General features: G+C 62.3%; 14 protein-coding genes. 9 read left to right on the top strand and 5 right to left on the bottom strand.

Going from position 1 to position 18,820, the window contains the following annotated elements; translation table 11 throughout:
• Positions 1 to 37: 37 nt before the first annotated feature.
• The 3 genes from ACWBU6_RS15915 (at position 38) to ACWBU6_RS15905 (ending at position 3,438) form a co-directional block, all read left to right on the top strand.
• Positions 38 to 1,681 carry a ShlB/FhaC/HecB family hemolysin secretion/activation protein gene (locus ACWBU6_RS15915; RefSeq protein ID WP_452644388.1) on the top strand — a complete coding sequence of 548 codons (1,644 nt, stop codon included), beginning with the start codon at positions 38 to 40 and terminating at the stop codon, positions 1,679 to 1,681.
• Between the two features lie 77 nt (positions 1,682 to 1,758).
• On the top strand, positions 1,759 to 2,175 hold the full coding sequence (locus ACWBU6_RS15910; RefSeq protein WP_452644387.1) for a response regulator: 417 nt from the start codon (positions 1,759 to 1,761) through the stop codon (positions 2,173 to 2,175).
• A 177-nt stretch (positions 2,176 to 2,352) separates the two neighbouring features.
• On the top strand, positions 2,353 to 3,438 hold the full coding sequence (locus ACWBU6_RS15905; RefSeq protein WP_452644386.1) for a trypsin-like serine protease: 1,086 nt from the start codon (positions 2,353 to 2,355) through the stop codon (positions 3,436 to 3,438).
• Here the strand turns inward: ACWBU6_RS15905 and ACWBU6_RS15900 are convergent.
• Both ACWBU6_RS15900 and ACWBU6_RS15895 read right to left on the bottom strand, forming a co-directional pair.
• The gene (locus ACWBU6_RS15900) at positions 3,433 to 4,647 is read right to left on the bottom strand and encodes a PepSY-associated TM helix domain-containing protein (RefSeq protein ID WP_452644385.1); all 1,215 of its coding nucleotides are present in this window, start codon (positions 4,645 to 4,647) and stop codon (positions 3,433 to 3,435) included. The genes ACWBU6_RS15905 and ACWBU6_RS15900 overlap by 6 nt on opposite strands.
• Before the next feature lie 12 nt (positions 4,648 to 4,659).
• Positions 4,660 to 6,795 (bottom strand): TonB-dependent siderophore receptor, encoded by a 2,136-nt coding sequence (locus ACWBU6_RS15895; RefSeq protein ID WP_452644384.1) that lies wholly within the window; start codon positions 6,793 to 6,795, stop codon positions 4,660 to 4,662.
• Between the two features lie 200 nt (positions 6,796 to 6,995).
• On the opposite strand from ACWBU6_RS15895, the gene ACWBU6_RS15890 reads away from it, so the two are divergent.
• From ACWBU6_RS15890 to ACWBU6_RS15875, 4 genes are all read left to right on the top strand, one after another.
• The gene (locus tag ACWBU6_RS15890) at positions 6,996 to 7,835 is read left to right on the top strand and encodes a universal stress protein (protein WP_452644383.1); all 840 of its coding nucleotides are present in this window, start codon (positions 6,996 to 6,998) and stop codon (positions 7,833 to 7,835) included.
• A 16-nt stretch (positions 7,836 to 7,851) separates the two neighbouring features.
• On the top strand, positions 7,852 to 9,462 hold the full coding sequence (locus ACWBU6_RS15885) for a PHA/PHB synthase family protein (RefSeq protein WP_452644382.1): 1,611 nt from the start codon (positions 7,852 to 7,854) through the stop codon (positions 9,460 to 9,462).
• A 132-nt stretch (positions 9,463 to 9,594) separates the two neighbouring features.
• On the top strand, positions 9,595 to 10,689 hold the full coding sequence (gene rodA / locus ACWBU6_RS15880; RefSeq protein ID WP_452644381.1) for a rod shape-determining protein RodA: 1,095 nt from the start codon (positions 9,595 to 9,597) through the stop codon (positions 10,687 to 10,689).
• Positions 10,690 to 10,849: 160 nt separating this feature from the next.
• On the top strand, positions 10,850 to 11,911 hold the full coding sequence (locus ACWBU6_RS15875; RefSeq protein ID WP_452644380.1) for a M35 family metallo-endopeptidase: 1,062 nt from the start codon (positions 10,850 to 10,852) through the stop codon (positions 11,909 to 11,911).
• Between the two features lie 15 nt (positions 11,912 to 11,926).
• Here the strand turns inward: ACWBU6_RS15875 and ACWBU6_RS15870 are convergent, their stop codons facing one another.
• From ACWBU6_RS15870 to ACWBU6_RS15860, 3 genes are all read right to left on the bottom strand, one after another.
• Positions 11,927 to 12,379 (bottom strand): hypothetical protein, encoded by a 453-nt coding sequence (locus tag ACWBU6_RS15870; RefSeq protein WP_452644379.1) that lies wholly within the window; start codon positions 12,377 to 12,379, stop codon positions 11,927 to 11,929.
• Between the two features lie 30 nt (positions 12,380 to 12,409).
• Positions 12,410 to 14,656 (bottom strand): PAS domain S-box protein, encoded by a 2,247-nt coding sequence (locus ACWBU6_RS15865; protein ID WP_452644378.1) that lies wholly within the window; start codon positions 14,654 to 14,656, stop codon positions 12,410 to 12,412.
• A gap of 110 nt (positions 14,657 to 14,766) precedes the next feature.
• Entirely contained in the window at positions 14,767 to 16,914 is a 2,148-nt protein-coding gene (locus tag ACWBU6_RS15860; protein WP_452644377.1) for a hypothetical protein, read from the bottom strand.
• A 190-nt stretch (positions 16,915 to 17,104) separates the two neighbouring features.
• Here ACWBU6_RS15860 and ACWBU6_RS15855 point away from each other — a divergent pair, with 190 nt between their 5' ends.
• Positions 17,105 to 17,470: a hypothetical protein gene (locus ACWBU6_RS15855; protein WP_452644376.1), complete on the top strand. Its 366-nt coding sequence runs from the start codon at positions 17,105 to 17,107 to the stop codon at positions 17,468 to 17,470.
• A gap of 68 nt (positions 17,471 to 17,538) precedes the next feature.
• Entirely contained in the window at positions 17,539 to 18,819 is a 1,281-nt protein-coding gene (locus tag ACWBU6_RS15850) for an alpha/beta hydrolase (RefSeq protein WP_452644375.1), read from the top strand.
• Position 18,820: the final 1 nt, after the last annotated feature.

Here is an 18,820-nt window from a genome sequence, read left to right as displayed (position 1 = left end):
GAATGATGTTGCCAATCAGACAGCGTTGAAAGCCGACATGAGACCAGCCAACACCATTCTGACCATCGCCATCTTTAACGCCTTCGCCCAGGCCGCCCTTGCGCAGCAAGGTGCGCAATCGTTGCAGGAAAACGGGCAGCGGGAATTGCGGGAACCGGTTCCCTCTCCGGCCCTCGCGCTGCCACCTCCACCACCTGCCGCCACAGTACCACCTGGCGGTTTGACAGTAACGCTGAAACAGGTAAGCGTTACGGGAAATACACGGATCACGCAGGATGAACTTCTGCGTGAACTGGGTCCAGTGGTTGGCAAGACCTTCGATTTTGCCGGCTTAAGCGGTTTAGCCGACAAGCTTTCCGCTTACTACCGCGCAGCGGGCTATCCGTTTGCACGCGCCTACCTGCCGCAGCAAGACCTGCAGCAAGGCGTGCTTCGCATCGAAGTGCTGGAAGGCCGCTATGGTGCAATCACCGCGAACGGCGACAAGTCACTGAGCCCGGGCGCGCAGCGCTTCCTGTCGCCATTGCAGCCGGGCAGCGTCATTGAAAGCCACGAACTCGAACGTGTGACCCTGATTCTCGATGACCAGCCGGGTGTACGCAGTATTCCTGTGGTCCGTCCTGGCAGGGAAATCGGCACCGGCGACCTCGCAATTGAAGTACAGCGCCACCATCGCTATGCGGGAGAGATTGGCCTCGACAACAATGGCACGCGCTACACCGGCCGCACGCGCGCCCATGCCAACCTGGATGTCGACAGCCCATTCACGCTCGGCGACCAGATCTCGCTGCAAGGCATGTACACCAACGAGCACATGTGGTTTGGCGCGGCCGCATACGCCATGCCACTGGGCGCCACCGGCTTGCGCGGCCGCGTCGGCTACAGCAAATCCTACTATGCCCTGGCGGATAGTTTCGCCGCCTTGAATGCGACCGGCACGGCGAACGTCAGCAGTGCTGGCCTAAGCTATCCACTGGTACGTTCGCAGCGGCGCAACATCACACTGTCGGCAACGTTCGAGCACAAGCGCTTGCGCGACCAGCAAGGCGCCACCGACAGCAGCAGCGACAAATCCAGTAACAGCCTGCCGATTGCCGTGAATTTCGACGTGCGCGACAAGCTGCTGCGCGGCGGCGTGACTTATGGCGCGATCTCCTGGACGCCGGGCCGGCTCAGCCTCGATGGCGCCATGCGCGAATCCGACGCAACGACGGCCCGCAGCGCCGGCCGTTTCTCCAAGCTCAACCTCGACCTCGCCCGCATCCAGTCGGTTGCCGAACACGTCGATGCATTTGGAAGGCTTTCGGCGCAATGGGCCAGCAAGAACCTGGATTCGTCGCAGAAGTTTGGCTTGGGCGGCCGAAATGGCGTGCGCGCCTATCCGGCAGGAGAAGGCTACGGCGATGCCGGCGCGCTGCTGCAGCTTGAGTTGCGCTACGCCGCCGGTGCGCTGATGCCCTACCTGTTCTACGATGCCGGCCGCATTACCGCCAACCGCGAGCCCTGGACCAGCGACGGCAACCATCGCACACTGGCCGGTGCCGGTATGGGCCTGCGTTACGACAACCGCGCCTTCAACGCCTCGCTGGTTGCGGCCTGGCGCACCCGCGGCGGACCGCCACGTTCGGAACCCCGCAACAGCCAGCCCATCGCATGGCTGAACATAGGTTACCGCTTCTGATTTGACGATGCGCGCGCCGCCAGGCGCTGCATGGTGTTAGCCTGCCCTGTGCAAATAGCCACCACGCAGGGGCCAGCATGCATTCCGCTACCATCGCTCCGTTTCATAAGCAGCAGCCGAAAAGCGTCTTCATCATCGACGACAACGCAATGATGCGCTCGATGCTGCGCCTCGGCGCGAATGAAGCGGAACTGGCGGTACTGGGCGAAGCTGGTACCGCCCAGGCCGGACTTGCACGCTGCGCGCAACTGGCGCCAGATATCGTCCTGCTGGACCTGGGCCTGCCCGACGGCGACGGCCTCGAACTCCTGTCCCAGCTCAGGGAGCGGATACCCGATGTTTTCATCATCGTGGTTTCCGGCCATAACGACCAGGGCATTGTGCAGTCGGCAGTCTCGCGTGGCGCAATGGGTTTCATCGTGAAGCCCTTCAGTATCGGTGCCATTACCGACGCACTGATCGCCGCGCGGCGCAGGCTGGCAGCACGGCAGTGAGCTCCCATCTGTATCAATTTGCAATGTAATGTCGGAAAGCTTTACATTATCTCAAGCACCCTCCCCCGTCCTCAAGGTAAGTATCTGATAGCAAAGCAGATGTTCGCCAGGCCCGTTTATTGCTAAACAATACCCGACGTATTCATTCACTGAGCAATAATCTCGGGAGGTAATGACGTGCGACAACACTTTGCAAAAAAGCTGCTCGGCTTCGCGTTGGCAGTCCTTGCCGTCAGCGGTACTGCCCAGGCGGTGCCGAACGGCGCCATTTCCCCACTTGTTACCTCGGGAGCCCTGCCCGATACCCCGGCGGCCCACGTTGACCCCAATAACGCGGCCTCCCCGTTCTCCGGCGTAGTCAGCATTAATATCCGCTACGACGGCTTGAGCTATATCTGTTCCGGCGCACTGGTTGGCAAACGTCAGGTGGTCTCGGCCGGACATTGCGTGGACACCGATGGCAAAGGCAGCCTGATCGACCTCAACAAGCCAGGCAACGATGTGCGCGTGGTGTTCAATGCCTCTTCCACTCCGGGCGACCCTGGCCGGGCTGTCGTCACAGCGTCCAAGGTCCAGATGAACCCGAACTATGGCGGCTTCGGCAACTGCCCGCCCGGCGTATCGGGCTTTTGCGTCAATGATGACCTGGCCGTGATCACCCTTGGCCAGGATGCACCCGCTTCAGCCAAAATCTATAAGGTGGCCGGCCAGCAGCTGCAGGCGAACACCCGCCTCATCATGGCTGGCTACGGCACCTCGGGCGACGGCATCAATGGCTACACCATCAGCCCCGATTTCCGCATCAAGCGCACCGGTGAAAATATTGTCGACCTGTTCGATGGCGACGACGAGAACGGCTTCAATGGCCCGAAAGAGGTCTGGTACGCCGATTTCGACGGCAACGGCCGCGATTCTTTCTGCGAATGGGGCCTGGCATGCTCGGAGCAGCTGCCAAACGACCGTGAATCGGGCATAGGCGGCGGGGATTCGGGCGGCCCCTCCTTCATCGAGCAATATGGCGAGTTGATGCTGATCGCCACCAACACCTTCGGCGGCACTCCCGATGGCATTGCGCCCGGCGCGTTCGGCAGCTATTTCGGTGGGATCGCCCTGAACAGCTACCTGGATTACCTGCTCGCGGCCACTGGCGGCGCGATCCAGGTTGTTCCCGAGCCGCTAGGGATCGCGATATTCGGGCTTGGCCTGCTGGCGCTGGCGGGCGTACGCCGCCGGGAGCAGCGGCGCCAGGCGACCGGACTATAGTGCGGACCGGATCGCATTCCTTTGCACCGATGCCGCCCTTTCGCGTGAAGAACGCTTGCGCCACCAGATCACCACCCCGGTGACACTCAGCATCGCGACGACGAGACCCATCACCGAGATCAGGATGCGTCCCGGCAGTCCCAGGATGCGCCCGGAATGCAAGGGGAACTGCGCCTGGACGAAGATGTCGGCTGCCGTGCCTTTCCACGGTTGGCGGTCGCCGAGCAGACGGCCGTCGACGCCGTCGTAATACAGCACCGCTGGCCCGACCCCGCCGGCGCCATGGTCGTCACCGGGTTTGAAGAAGCTGACGCCATAAATGCCATAGGCTTGAGAATAGAACACGCTTCCCGCCGGATCTTTCCAATCGCGGCGCTGCGCCTCATGGGCCGCCTGCTGCAGGACCTTCCCGTAGCTGATACTGGCCAGGATCGGGTTGCGCAGATCCCTCGGCACGCGGGTATCGAATGGCGTTGGCGTCACTTCGGAGACTGTCTTCATCACAGGGTAGAAGACCTCCCGGTACAGGTTCAGCGAGAACGCTGTAAAAGCGAGGATGAACAGCAGGCCCCAAGTCCACAGGCTGAAAGCCCGGTGCAGGTCGAAATTGAGCTTGGCGCTGCCACCGTTCCAGCGTACTTTCCATGCTGGGCTCCAGCGCTGCCACCAGCCGCGGGCCGATGGCGTGCGTGCACGCACAGGCAGCGTGAGGTAGAAGCCGACAAAGCTGTCCACCACCCACACCATCGCAATCACCCCCATCAACCAGAGGCCCCAGCGGTCGATGCCCCACATTTCCGGGATATGCAGCGAATAGTGCAACCGGTACAGGAACGAAACAAGCGTCTCTTTGCTGATCGGCCATACTGCGCCCCATTCGCGCTTGCCAAGTTCCGCGCCCGTGACCGGATCGACAAATACCTGGTTGAAGCCTGCTGCATCGACGCCAAAGCCGAGCGACTTTCCCTGCCCTGCATGCAGCGGGATGTAAGACACTCGTGCCTCAGGATGGCGCTGTTCGAGCTGGCGCGCCAGTTCCAGCGACGATTGCGGCGTGCCGGGCGTGCGCGCTTCCATCAGGTGCGGGTTGAGCAGGTCGTCCAGCTCGTGGTCCCATGAGATGATGGCGCCGGTCAGGCCGCTGACGAACAGAAATGCAGCCGTCAGCAGCCCAAGGTAGCGGTGTACCAGCGTCCAGGTTGCGCGCATGCCGGCCTCTCCTTAGAAACGGTACTTCAGGCTGGCCGATACGCTGCGCGGTGCAGCGTACGTAATGGCGCCATAGGCAGCAAACATGCCGAAGTGCTTCTTGTCGAACAGGTTGTTGATATTCACCTGTGCCGACAGTTGCTGCGTAATGTCGTAGCGGGCCATCAGGCTGGCAAGCGCGAACGAATCCTGTTCGATCAGGCCTGTCATGCCGGCCGGTGCGGCCGGGTCCACCGTATACGTGCGGCTTTCCCAGTTCACACCGCCGCCCAGCGTCAACTCATCCAGGCGATACGTGGTGAAGACGCGGAACAGCTTGCGTGGATAGACGCTGTTGATGTCGGAGCCTGCGGCATCCTTGGCCTTGAATTGCGAGTAGCCGGCGGTCGCGTTCCAACCCCGTGTCAGTTCGCCCGACACCTCAAACTCGAAACCGTCGCTCTTGGCGCCGTTGGCGGCGCGATAATAGGCTTCCTTCGCCAGCGGGCCGGCGCCGTCGCGGTCAACCGTGCCTGCTTCCTGGGCCAGCTTGTCCTGCTTGATCTTGAACACGGCGAACGATGCATTCAGTCGGCCGTCGAGGAATTCGCCCTTGAGGCCGGTTTCGTAGCTCTTGCCGACGACCGGATCGAGCATATTGCCGGCCAGGTCCTTTCGGTTCTGCGGTTGGAAGATGTCGGTGTAGCTGGCGTAAGCGGACAGGTTTTCGCTAATGTCGTACACCACGCCGGCATACGGGGTCAGCTCGCGATCGTGCTTCATCCGGTAAGCCGGGCTCCACGCGCCAACACCGCTCTTGTCGTAGTTGGTGACGCGCGCGCCGATAATCGCTTTCAAGGAATCCGTCATCGAGAAGCGCGCCACGCCGTACACCGCTGCCTGCCTGGTCACGCTGCTTTCATAGAACGTCGGCGCGCCCCAATTCGGCTCCGGATAGGCTGCGCCATTCCAGGTGTTGAAGTTCCCCACCGGCGGGTGGCCGCCAATGCCGTAATCGGCGGCACGGCTGTCGGCGTTGAATTCCTGCTTCGAGTGCATGTAGCCAATCGCCGCCTCGTGCTTGCGGCCTGCGAATGCGAACGGGCCGCCTGCATGCAGGCTGAAGTCGTCCTGCCTGGTGTGGGTGATGTAGGACCCGGCAAAGGCGCTCACGCCCAGGCCAGTCACGCGGTCAGGCACGCCGGACAGGTACAGCAGGGCGGAATCGGCCTTACGGTCGCTCTGGCTTAAGCTTGCGCGCACCTTCCAGCCGTTATCGAAACTGTGCTCCAGGTTGGCGAACACGTTTTCGTATTCGGTTTCCCAGCGGGTCCAATCGGCGGCGGACGTCTTGGAGACATCCCAATTGGTCTTGCTGCCGTCGGCGTACCAGTACGGCAGCCCGCCCCACATCGGGGCTTTCGGCTCGTTCTTCTGGCGGCTGTAACCGGCCGACAGTACGGTGCGCGGGCCCAGGTCGGCTTCCACGGTGCCGTAGAAAGTGTTGCTCTTGCTCTTCAAGAGGTCGACCCAGCTATCGGAACGCTGGTACTCGCCGACCACGCGGGCCCGCACCGACCCACTGGCATTGACGCCGCTCGAAACGTCCAGCAAGGCCCGGCGCTCGTTCCATCGGCCCATTGCAAGTTCGGCGCTGCCGGTCAGCTCTTTGCTGGCCGCTCGCTTGCGTACCAGGTTGATGGCGGCGGAAGGATTGCCGGCGCCCGTCATCAGGCCGGTGGCGCCGCGCACCACTTCCACGCGCTCATAGCTGGCCAGGCTGCCCACGACCTCACCGGAACTCCAGGGCTGGTCCCAGGTAGTCGGCACGCCGTCGATCTGCAGGTTATCGATGTCGAAGCCGCGCGCGGTGAACCCGGCGCGGTGGGTTTCATACTGGTTGACCGACACGCCGGTCACATTGTTGACGACATCGGTCACGGTCTGCAGCGCCTGGTCTTCAATGCGCTGCCGGGTCACCACGGATACCGATTGCGGGGTGTCGCGCACGGAAATGTTCAGCGGCGTTGCGCTCCTGCTGCGGTCGGTCGTATAGGAGTCCAGCTTTTGCGCCGTGACCTGGATTTGCGGCATCACAGCCGCCTCCTCTGCCAATGCCGCGACCGGAAACGCCAGCCCAAGCAGTACCGCCAACTTCTTCTTATCCATTGTTACCTCAGCTAGTTAAACGTTTAATAGCTGGCGGACAGGCTGGCTCTTATATGAAAGCGCAAATGATAACCATTCTCATCTAAAAGTCAACTCTTGCTAATGCAAGTTACTGGATTAGAGTGAAATTGACCCAGATCATGCCGCTGGATTGCGCGAAAGCCTAGACTTTTTCCCATCTATCCATCCTGGAGGCTGCCATGGGGTTCAAGACTGTCGTAGTGCATGTCAATAGTTCCGCTGATAGCGAGCGCCGTGTGCGGCTTGCTTCCCAGGTCGTTCGCATGTCGAAGGGGCGCCTTGTCGGCGCCGCGATGAGCGGGATCTCGCGCTTCCTGTATGCCGACCACGCCACGGCCATGGGCGTCAGCATGGCCGCCCAGTGCATCAACGAAGCAAGGGAGAACGCCAGGGCCAGCCTGCGCAAGTTCGAATCGCAGTGCCAGATGCTCGACCTGCCGTCTTTCGAGTCACGCCTGCTCGATGACCAGGCGGCGGATGGACTGGTGCTGCAATCGCGCTATGGCGACCTGGTTGTCCTGAGCCAGGTCAATCCAGACGATCCGATCTCGCCAATGGAGGAAGAGACACCCGAATATGTCGCCATGAACAGCGCACGGCCGGTACTGGTGGTGCCCTATGCCGGGCATTTCGAGGCGCCCTTCCAGCGCATACTTGTCGCCTGGGACGGCAGCATGGAAGCCACACGTGCCATCACGGCCGCCATTCCTTTGATAGAGGGCGCAGCCAAAGTCACCCTGGCCGTGTTCAATGCCGGCCGTGAGCCGGACACCCACGGCGGCGAACCGGGAGCTGATATGGCGCTCTATCTCGCCCGGCATGGCATCAGGGTTGAAGTCTCTTCGCAGGCGACTGCGATCGACGTCGGCTCGGCCCTGCTCTCCTTCGCTGCGGATATCGATGCCGACCTGCTGGTCATGGGTTGCTATGGCCACAGCCGCTTTCGCGAGATCATGCTGGGCGGGACCTCCCGCACTGTCCTGCAAAGCATGACGCTTCCTGTCCTGATGGCGCATTAGGTCTATACTGGCCTGCATGCCAAATCCATTTGCCAATGTCGCCGCCGCATGGCTGGCGCATCCCGTGGAAATGGCCCGGGCGTGGCAGGAGCTGGCCACGGTGGCCTGGGCCACGGGCATGCCCGCGCCCTTGGCCGAAGCCGCGGAGGGTGACGACCGTTTCAGCGACGATGCCTGGCGCGACAATCCCTTCTTCCACAGCCTGATGCAGCAATACCTCGGTTTCACCCGCACGCTCGAACGTCAGGTCTACGATACGCCCGGCGTTGAAGAGCGCGAAGCCCACAGCGCTGCCTTCTGGCTGCGCCACTGGTGCAATGCCGTGGCGCCGAGCAACTTCCCACTGACCAATCCCGAAGTACTACGCCGCGCATTCGACAGTGGCGGCACGAGCCTCAAGCGTGGATTCGAGGAATGGCTGCGCGACCTGCTGGCAGGCGACTTGCGCATGGTCGATCCGGCCCAGTTCCGGCTTGGCAGCGACCTTGCTGCGACACCAGGCCGGGTGGTGCTGCGCAACCAGATGATGGAGTTGATCCAGTACACGCCAGTATGCCCGCAGCTGCGGGCCATGCCGCTGCTCCTGGTGCCACCCTGGATCAACAAATACTACATCCTCGACCTGACCGAGCGGCAAAGCATGGTGCGCTACCTGGTGGAGCAGGGTTTCGATGTGTTTGTCATGAGCTGGAAGAACCCGCGTGCCAATATGCGGGAGGTCAGCTTTGAAGACCACCTGTTCGACGGCATCCTGGCGGCAATCGAAGCGGCGCGCACCATCGCGGGCGCGCCCCAGGTGCATGCGGTGGGCTACTGCATTGGCGGCACTGCGCTGGCGGCACTGATGGCGTGGCTGAACCGCCGCTACGAAGCACCAGGCGATATTCCGGTTGCTCACTGGACCCTCCTGGCCACGCTCACGGACTTTTCCAAGCCTGGCGATATCGCCAGCTTCATTAACGACGAGAGCGTAGCGCTGCTCGAAAGCCTGATGGCGCGCCAGGGCTTTCTCGACTCGCAGCAGATAGGTTGGAGCTTCCGCATGCTGCGCCCTAACACGCAGATCTGGCGCTACGTGGTGCACAAATACCTGCTCGGCGAACCCACTCCCGCACTCGCTCCCCTGGCCTGGAACGCAGATGGCACGCGGCAGCCGCACGCCACGCATAGCTTCTGCCTGCGCGAGCTGTACCAGGCGAACAAACTGGCGCAGCCCGATGCGCTGGAAATCCGCGCACAGAAGCTGGACCTGGGCCGCATCCGGCAGCCGCTGTACGCCGTTGGCGCGGTAGCCGATCACATCACCCCCTGGCGCAGCACCTACCGCAGCGCGGCCCTGGCCGGCGCACCGGCGCATTTCGTGCTGACGGCCTCCGGCCACATCCTCGGCATCATCAATCCACCGGGCGGCAGCGCCAAGCAGCAATTCTGGTCGGCGCCCCTGGTCGCCGGCCGCGACCCCAAGGACTGGCTGGCGGTGCAAACGCCGGTGCCCGGTTCCTGGTGGCAGCACTGGGCCGCATGGCTGCATGCGCGCTGCGGCGAATGGCGCGTCCCCGCGCCGGGGCCACATCCGGCCTATCCCTGGCTATGCGAAGCGCCCGGAAGTTACGTGCGGGAACGCTAATCCTGGCCTTATAATTTCGGCCATGGAAAATGATCAGAAACAATTCCGCCGTCGCCTTGCCGTGCTTGGCGTGCTCGCCCTCGCAGGCTTCGCCGTCCTGGCCGGCCGCGTCATCTGGCTGCAGGCACTCCAATGAACAATACCCTCATTTCCTGGCGCCGCCTGCGGTCGGTGCTGGCGGTCGACGCGCCTTTGGCGGCCATCCTGGGCATGCTGATGGCGACCGGCCTGGTCACCCTGTATTCTGCGTCAGCCGACTTTCCCGGCCGCTTTGAACTCCAGTTGCGCAATATGCTGATGGCGCTGGTCCTGATGTGGACCGTTGCCAGCATTCCGCCCCAGATGCTGATGCGCCATGCGGTAACGCTGTATTCGCTTGGCGTCGGCTTGCTGGTGGCGGTATTCCTGTTCGGCGTCACGAAGAAGGGCTCCACGCGCTGGCTGCATCTTGGCCACGATTTCCAGCCATCGGAGATGATGAAGATCGCCATGCCGATGATGCTGGCCTGGTTCTTCCACCGCTTCGATGGCGCCCGGGGCTGGCAAGTCTTCGTTGCCGCGGCGTTGCTGCTGGCCATTCCGGTCGGCCTGATCGCCAAGCAGCCCGATTTCGGCACCGCGATGCTGGTGCTGGCGGCGGGCTTCTATGTCATCGTGCTGGCGGGCCTGTCGTGGAAGGCACTTGCCGCGCTGGCGGCCGCCGCTATCGCGGCGGTGCCGCTGGTGTGGCACCTGTTCCACGATTTCCAGCGCCAACGGGTGCTGACTTTCCTGAATCCCGATGCCGATCCGACGGGAAAGGGCTTCCAGATTGCGCAGGCCAAGATCGCCATCGGATCCGGCGGCGTGGCGGGCCGCGGCTGGATGGACGGGACCCAGGGCCACCTGGGTTTCGTCCCCGAACGCTCCACCGATTTCATCTTCTCCGTTTTCGCGGAGGAATTCGGCCTACTGGGCGGGATTGCGCTGCTGCTGATGTACGCCTTGCTGGTCTGGCGCGGCATGCAGATTTCCGCCGGCGCGGTAACACCGTTTTCGCGCCTGCTCGGTGGTGCAATCACCATGATCCTGTTCACCTACGCCTTCATCAATATCGGCATGGTCTGCGGCGTGGTGCCGGTGGTCGGCGTGCCCCTGCCGTTCTTCAGCTACGGCGGCACGGCCCTGGTAACGCTCGGCATCGGCTGCGGCATTTTGATGTCGATCCGGCGCCAGAGCCTGGCCTGAGCCCGTTACAAATGTCCCGCTTTGGACAAATCCGCCGCCTGGTGTCCAGGGCATAACGGAACCGTTGTTGAAATGGCGACACGTCGCCGATTTCGATTGAATTGGCGCGGCCTCCCCGTCAAGATTGGGTCACCCCAACCACAACCGGACGGAGAGACGAATGAACTTGAAACACCTTGGCGCTTTCGCACTTGCAGCATCCTTCAGCCTGGGCGCGTATGCGGCCGACGGCCTGTCTGCCAGCATCAGCATGGACAAGCGCGCCCTGGGCCCGCGCGATGACGTGGTCGTTCACGTCACCTTGACCAATACCTCCTCGGTGCCGCAATACGTCCTGAAGTGGCATACCCCGTTCGGCGATATTGAAGAATCCCTGTTTGAAGTGACCCGCGACGGCGCCAAGGTGGCGTACGAAGGCATGCATGTCAAGCGTGCCGCGCCAACCCCAGCGGACTATTACGTGATCCAGCCGGGCAAGTCGTACAAGGTGCAGGTCGAACTGTCGCAGATGTATAACATGAGCATCTCGGGCGACTATACGATCCGCTACAAGACCAAGTCCGCCAAGCTGTTCAGCCACATGGACCCGATGGGCAAGGTCATGGACAAGAAGCAGCCTGACACCCTGAGCTCGGATGCGCTGACCATTTCGATCGAAGGCACCCTGCCGCGCGGCAGCGTGGCCAAGGCGCCCGCTGAACCGACCGCCACTGCGGGCCTGAGCTTCAGCCGCTGCACCACCTCGCAGCAGTCCACCATCACCAATGCCGTGGCTGCGGCGCAAGGCATGTCGAACAACGCCAACGCCTACCTGGGTGCGAACAACACCGGCCCACGCTACACCAAGTGGTTCGGCACCTATACTTCGAGCCGCTACAGCACCGTGAAATCCCACTTCACGGCCATCAAGAGCGCCTTCGACACCAAACCGGTCACGGTCGATTGCGGCTGCAAGCAAAGCTATTACGCCTATGTGTATCCGAACCAGCCTTACAAGATCTATGTTTGCAAGGCGTTTTGGAGCGCTCCGATGACCGGCACCGACTCCAAGGGCGGCACGCTGGTGCACGAGATGAGCCACTTCAACGTGGTGGCGGGCACCGACGATCACGCCTACGGCCAATCGGCAGCGGCGGCGCTGGCGATCAGCAATCCGAGCCAGGCGGTGGACAACGCCGATTCGCACGAATACTTCGCGGAAAACACGCCTGCCCTGCAATAAGCGGCGGCTTGCCGCTCACCGGCCGGTGTGCTCGAAGCGTACCGGCCCCACGGTGAGCGGTACTTTCTTCCCTCCCATGAGGTAATGCCCGGTGTAACTGATGGTGTAGGCGTGCCGCCCGGGCTTGAAGGCATAGGCAGGGCCCAGGTCGATGGCGTTGCTGCGATGCGCGCCCGGAGACATCGACAGGTAGTCCTGCTCGGTCAGCGGCCCGCGTTTGACCATGATGCCCTGATAATCGAGCAACTGGCCAGTGGCCGCATCGCGCACCTCGAACAGCTTGCCGAACATTTCCTCCTCGCTTGCCAGGGCGTGCAAGACTTTCACCGGCTGCGCCGCATGGTTGGCCAACGCGATGTGCAGCACCGGCTGGCCCGCAGTGTCTTTGACGGCAAATCTGACTTCAAGCATTTTCGCTTCCCCGGACAGCGCCCCGGCCGCTAGCAAGACTGCAATATTGATTTTCACTCCAGACTCCGTTACACGTGAAACCTGTTCTTAACGCGACTGTTCCAGTGCTTCCCCGACCGCTTCCAGGAAGTCGCCGATGTTAAGCGGCTTGGTCAGGTAGCGGAAAAAGCCGGCCTCCAGCGCGGCCTGCACATCAAGCGGCATGGCATTCGCCGAGAGGGCAATGATGGGGATGTCGCGCGTGGCCGTATCCTGCCGCAGGCGGCGCTGGGCTTCGCGCCCACTGATGCCTGGCAGGTTCATGTCCATCAAGATCACATCCGGCAAGTAGTCGCGCGCCATGCTGACCCCGGCATTGCCATCCGTTGCCGACAGAAGCTCGACGTTAAGGTGCAGCTTGGCAATTTCCTGCACCAGCCTCAGGTTCGCGGGATTGTCTTCCACGTACAACAGCAGGGGTTTGCTGTGATAGCCGCGTACCAGGGCCGGGACGCCCTCTTCCGTTAGCTGCTGAGGCAGTTGCGGCGGTTCAGTGGTTTCCATCTCGACCGTAAAGGTGCTGCCTTGCCCGACCGAACTCGTGACGCTGATGGTCGCGTTCATCAACTCGGCCAGGCGCTTGCTCAGCACAAGGCCGATGCCGCTGCCCTCTTCCGATCCACCTTCCTGGCCGAGGCGGTTAAACGGCTGGAACAGGCCGGCCATCTGTTCCCCGCTAAGGCCGGGACCGTCGTCGCGCACGGCCAGCCAGGCGCGCCCCGTATCGCCTTCGCCGCAGGCGATCCAGACGTGCCCGCCCTTGCTGTTGTATTTGACCGCGTTGCTCAGCAGGTTGAGCACGATCTGCCGCAACCGGATGCGGTCAGCCCGGACACACAAGCCGCGCGGCTCGGACAGGTAAACCGCCACCTGCCGCGCATCGGCCATCGCCTCAATCATCTTGCTCGCTTCATGCAGCAGGTCGTCCAGCGCAACAGGTTCAAGCGAGAGCGTGACGGCGCCGACCTCGATCTTGGCCAGGTCCAGGGTTTCATTGATCAGGTGCAGCAGGTGCTGACCGGCCTGCACGATGTTGCCGGCAAAGGCGTAGCGCTGCTGCTGCGACAGCGGCAGCTTTTCATTGTGCAGCAGCTGGCCGAAACCGAGGATGGCATTCAGCGGGGTCCGCAACTCATGCGACATGCTGGCCAGGAAGCGGTCCTTGGCCTTGCTCGCCTGCTCCAGTTCAAGCTTTTGATCGAGCAGCTTGCGCTCGATCTGGCGGCGCCCGCTGATGTCGCGGATGGCGCTCGAAACCAGCAGTTCGTCCTCAGTCTTCAAGGGGCTGAGGCTGATCTCCACCGGGAACTCAGAGCCGTCGCGGCGCATCGCATACAGCTCGGCGCCGGCGCCCATGGCGCGCGGCTGGGCCTTGGCGAAAAAGCTGCTGCGCGCCGCCGGGTGGCGCCCGGCAAAGCGGGCCGGGATCAGGATCTCGATCGGCTTGCCCAGCAGTTCCTGGCGCTGGTAGCCGAACAGTTGTTCGGTCTGCGTATTGACCAGCACGATTTCGCCGCGCGCGTTGACGATCACCATCGGGTCGGGGGCCGATTCGAGCAGGCCGCGGAACTTTTGCTCGGCCTTCTTGCGGTCGCCGATATCGCGGATCGCGCTCATGACGATGGCGCCCTCCTCCATCTGAATCATGCTGAGGCTGATCTCGACGGGAAACTCGAGTCCATCCTTGCGCAAGCCGTACAGTTCCAATCCCGCCCCCATGGTGCGCGTGCGCGGCTGCACGAAGTACTGCGCGCGGTGTGCCACATGGCCGCCGCGGAAACGGTTGGGCAGCAGTATTTCAACGGGTTTGCCCAACAGTTCGCGCGGTTCGAAGCCGAACAGGCGTTCGGCCTGGCTGTTGACCAGGACAATCCGGCCGGTGGAGTTGGCCATCACGATCGCATCGGGCATCGACTCGAGCAAGCCGCGGTAGCGCGACTCGACCTGGCGCGCATCGCGCAGCGCCTTGGCATCGGTTATATCGTTCTGGCTATGGATGATGTACTGGATCTCGCCCTGGGCGGTGTAAACCGGCTTGCAGGCGGCGCCGATATATACGGCCTGGCCATCCTTGCGACGGCGCAGGTATTCGAAATCGGCGCCGAATTCCTGGCGCACCGGGTGGCCCGGCATGCCGATCAGCTCCGACAGCCGCTGGCCGCGCGCCTCGTCCGCACTGTAGCCATAGATTTCCGTCGCGCCCTTGGTCCAGAAGATCACGGTGTCGTGACCGTCCGTGGCAATGATTCCGCCGGGAGCTTCTTCGAGGATGAACTTGCCCAGGTCAGTTTGCATTTTCGGTCTCTTAACGGACTCAGCGGAACCCATTGTAAGCGAAATCGGACGAAAAAAAACCGCCGGCCCTCGGGGGCCAGGCGGTCGATAGCGCGGGGGAGCGCTGTAAATTACCAGGAGGCTTTCAAGGTGTAGGTGCCGCCGGAAGAACCGGTGCCACCCGAGTAGTAATACACCTTGGCATACAAGGTTACAGCAGTCGAGCCCGTGTTGGCGCGCGTTACGGCATCGACCTGGCCGGTGCCTTTCACGCTCGATGCCAATTCGGTGCCGGCGCTGTTGTACAGCTTCAAGTCGTAGTCCGAAGAGGCATTCGGGGTCAGGGTAGCCGTCAGGGTCTTGCCTGCTGGAACAGTGATGGCGAAGTAGTCGGCGTCACTGCTGGCGCTCATGTTGGCGCTGGCGGTGGTGCACGACTGGGTGATCGGGTTGGCCGTCGCAATGGTGTTATTACTTTCCGTTTCAGACATGTTCACCGGGGTGCAGCTGGCCGACAGGATGTTCTGCGCCTCGAACTTGGCCTGGAAGGTGTTGGCGTAGCTCAGGTCGGACGGGAACAGGGTCTTGGCCGCGTTCACGATGGCCGTCGCCATGGCTGGCATCTTGATGTTCGAACCCAGGCCGAAATGCGCTTCCAGGATGATCTTGTCGATGTTGGCGCGCGGCTTGCCGGCGGCGATCAGGGACACCATCGAAGCGTACAGCGGTGCCGACCACAGTTCGTCGGACTGGAAGGTGACGCCGTTCTCGGTCACCGAGGTATGCGCGCCATAGCTCTTGCTGCTGTTGTACTTGGCGTCGGTGCGGTTCATCATGCGGCCGCCCCAGCACGAGTTGTGGCCATCCCAGCTGAAGGCCCACTCGGGATGGTAGACCTTGCCGTTCGGGGTGCTGTAGGAATAGGACGCTGCCCAGTAGTCGCCGAAGCCCTCGCCCATGGCGCCGGTGTCGCCGCCGGACCAGCTGGAGTTGATATTGCGCTGGATGCCATGGCCGTACTCGTGCAGGATGACATCGGCGTCTTCGCTGTCGTTGACGCAGCCGTGACCGAAAGCCAGGTAGTCGGTGGCGCCGCCGTAGCTGTAGTGCGAGTTGTCGTCGCCGTTCAGGCCGTCGGTGTCGACGTCAAAGGGGCGCTCGATGATGCCCTTGGTGCCGGTGAAGCCCAGCGACTGGATGTAGCGCTGGTTCTGGTCCAGATGGAAGTAGACATTGGTGTCGTCGAAGGCGTTGTTGCCGCGCTTGGCGGTCCACACGCCATTGGTGGTGGTGCTTGGCGCCGTGTTTGGCGCCTCGATATTCTTGATGTTGACGTAGGGACCGGTCAACTTGTAGACACCGGCAGTGACGGTGAGGTCGCGCAGGGTCTTGTTGGAGTATGCCGGGTCGAAGGAGGCGGCAGACGAGGTATCGGTCAGTGAGTCGTTGTTCAGGCTGGTGCGTGGATCGGGATCGAAGGCATAGCCGCTGCCGTTGATGCCGGATGCTGCCAGGGGCGCGACCGCATCGGCGCTGGCCCCGGCTTTGCTCGCGCCACCGCTGGCCTTGCCCTCGGCGACCGCGGTTGCCATGGCAGCCTTGCGGTCCAGCATCTGGCCAGGCGCGGCGGCGCGCGCGGCGAGACTGCGCTCGCCGCCCTTGTTGGTGCGTGGCAGGGAGGTGGTGTAGGAATCGATCAGGCTGCCATCATGGGCGTTCAGATATTGCACGAAGCCGCCGGTCGGCATTTCAGCTTCGATGCTGACCTTGCGCGCCAGTTGCACGCCATCCTTGCTTGCGACCCAGACCAGCGAGGTGGAAGGAAGGGCAACCAGCTTATGCTGTACCTTCATGTTCTGCCAGCCTTTGTCCAGTGCTTCGTCGTCGCTGATCTTGGACTTGTTGTACAGTTGGTTGACGGCGTCGGCATCTGCCTTGGCCGAGATGTGGCGGGTTTCGTTGAAGATCTTTTGCAGCTCGCCGTTCTTGCCGATCGACACGACGATCTGGGCACGGTCCACCGGCAGGCCGCGCAACATCTGCTGGTAGTGGTAGTGTTTGGCGGTCAGCGATTCCTTGACCTCCACCAGTTCCAGGTTTTTCAGGTTCGCCGGCAGGCCGAAGCGTGCAGCGTTCACCTTCAGCACGCCTTCGGGCGAGGCGGCCTTGGTGTTGGTGAAGAAGGTCAGGTTGTCGACGGTTTTTTCGCCGGCCTGCGCCAGGCTGGCACAGGCCAGCATGACCATGGAGGCAATCGTGGTACGGGTTGTGTAGCGCATGTTGTAAATCTCTCCTGAAGCGGTTATAGGTGTACTTTTCGAAGGACCAACAAGCCCCGCCGGGCTCAGCACTCAACAGCGTGATCGGCGAGTATAACTATGAAAAGTTGGCGGTTTTGCCTGGATGGCTGATTGAAAACGCAAAAGAAATGAGTCAAGACCGCACGCGCAACGTTAGAAGGAGTCGTCAGTGAAATTGAACATTCTGTTATTTTTTGCCGGCCTGTCCTGCATGCTGGCGGCCGCGGCCATCCCCGACGTGGAACCCGAGGTAACGGCCCAGGTTGTCGAGGTGCTGGAAGGGATCGCCGACGGCAAGCCGGCGGCACAGCCCTTCACCGAACGCGGCGCCAGCTACCTTGAAGTGCCGGGCCTGCCGGCATTGCTGAAAGCCTGTCCCCGCCCCCTCAGGCTCGAGCTGCTTTCGCGAAACGTAAACGGCGAAGACCGGCTTTACGTGTACCGTGCGAATTGCCAGCCGCAAGCCTTGCGCATCGCCGTCGACTTCAACAAGGCGGCACGCATCAACCGGCTTGAACTGGCTCCTGAGCGCTAGATTCACGCGGCGCTGGACTTGGCGTTGTGTGTGTGGTCAGATATGCATTAATCAGCCAGGAGAAGAGCATGGACGTCATTACGACAGCGGTGACGGCAGGTGCCGGCGAGGGTGGCATCAGTGCCGCCTACCAGATGCTGAAGTCCCGCCTGGCGGCCCAGTCCCCTACGGTCGCCGATGCCATTGCCGATGTGGAAGAAGATCCGGGTTCGCGTTCGCGCCAGTTCGCGCTGAGCGATGCATTGGCCTCCGCCGGCCTGGCTGGCGACCGCTATTTGCGCGCGGCCGCCCGCAACCTGATCGATGAAGTCGATCGGCGCCGCAATGCCCGCACTTCGCCTACCGCCAAACTCGATGGCGCGCCCGACCATGCCGTCATGAAAGTCTTCTTTGCCACCGACCGCGAACTGAGCGGCGACCGCCATCCTGCCCGCCTGTTCGGCAGCGCGCGCGGCCAGCTGCGCTATGGAAGCTGCGAGGTCAGTATTCCGCGCGACCACAGGATGGGCGAGATGGAGTCGCCGTCCCTGCTGCGGCTGGAGTTTCGCCAGGATCCCGAACAGCACGTGGTGTTGCTTTCGGCCGACCTGGCTGAGCGCGACAACTATCTCGCCGAACTGCGCCATGCAATCGCCGCCAGCGGTAGCCGCAGCGCCCTGGTTTTCATTCACGGTTACCGCACCACCTTCGAAGACGCTGCCCGGCGAACCGGACAGCTGTCGTACGACCTGGGCTTCCAGGGCGCGCCAATTTTTTACAGCTGGCCCTCGCAAGGCAAGCTCGCAGGATATATATTAGATGAAGCCAATGTGGAATGGACCCAGGCCGACCTGGCGGCATTCCTGGCCGACGTTTTGCAGCAGGCGGACGCCGAGCATGTCTACCTGTTGGCGCACAGCATGGGCAACCGGGCCCTGGCCCATGCAACAGCCAGTGTGATTGCAGCCCGGCCGGAACTGGCCAGCCGGATCCGGGAAGTCATCCTGGCCGCACCCGATATCGATGCAGATGTTTTCCGTCATCAGTTGTTGCCGGCGCTCTCGGCCGTGACGAACCCGTTGACGTTGTATGCCTCATCCGACGACAGCGCCTTACGCGTATCCAAAGCCGTTCATGGCTATGCCCGCGCCGGCGAGAGCGGGCCTGGCCTGGTGACAGCGCCGGGGGTCGAGACGATCGACGCCAGCAAAGTGGACACGAGTTTTATCGGCCACACGTATTTTGCCGAGCAGCGCTCGGCCTTAAGCGATATGTATTACCTGATCCAGAAACATGCCAGGGCCGCTGAACGGTTCGGCTTACAGGCGGTGGAAGGAGCGATGGGACGCTATTGGACGTTCCGCGTATAAA

The organism is Pseudoduganella sp. HUAS MS19 (assembly GCF_053615455.1).
The sequence above is the reverse complement of the archived record's forward strand: the minus strand, read 5'-3'. Positions and strand labels throughout refer to the sequence as shown.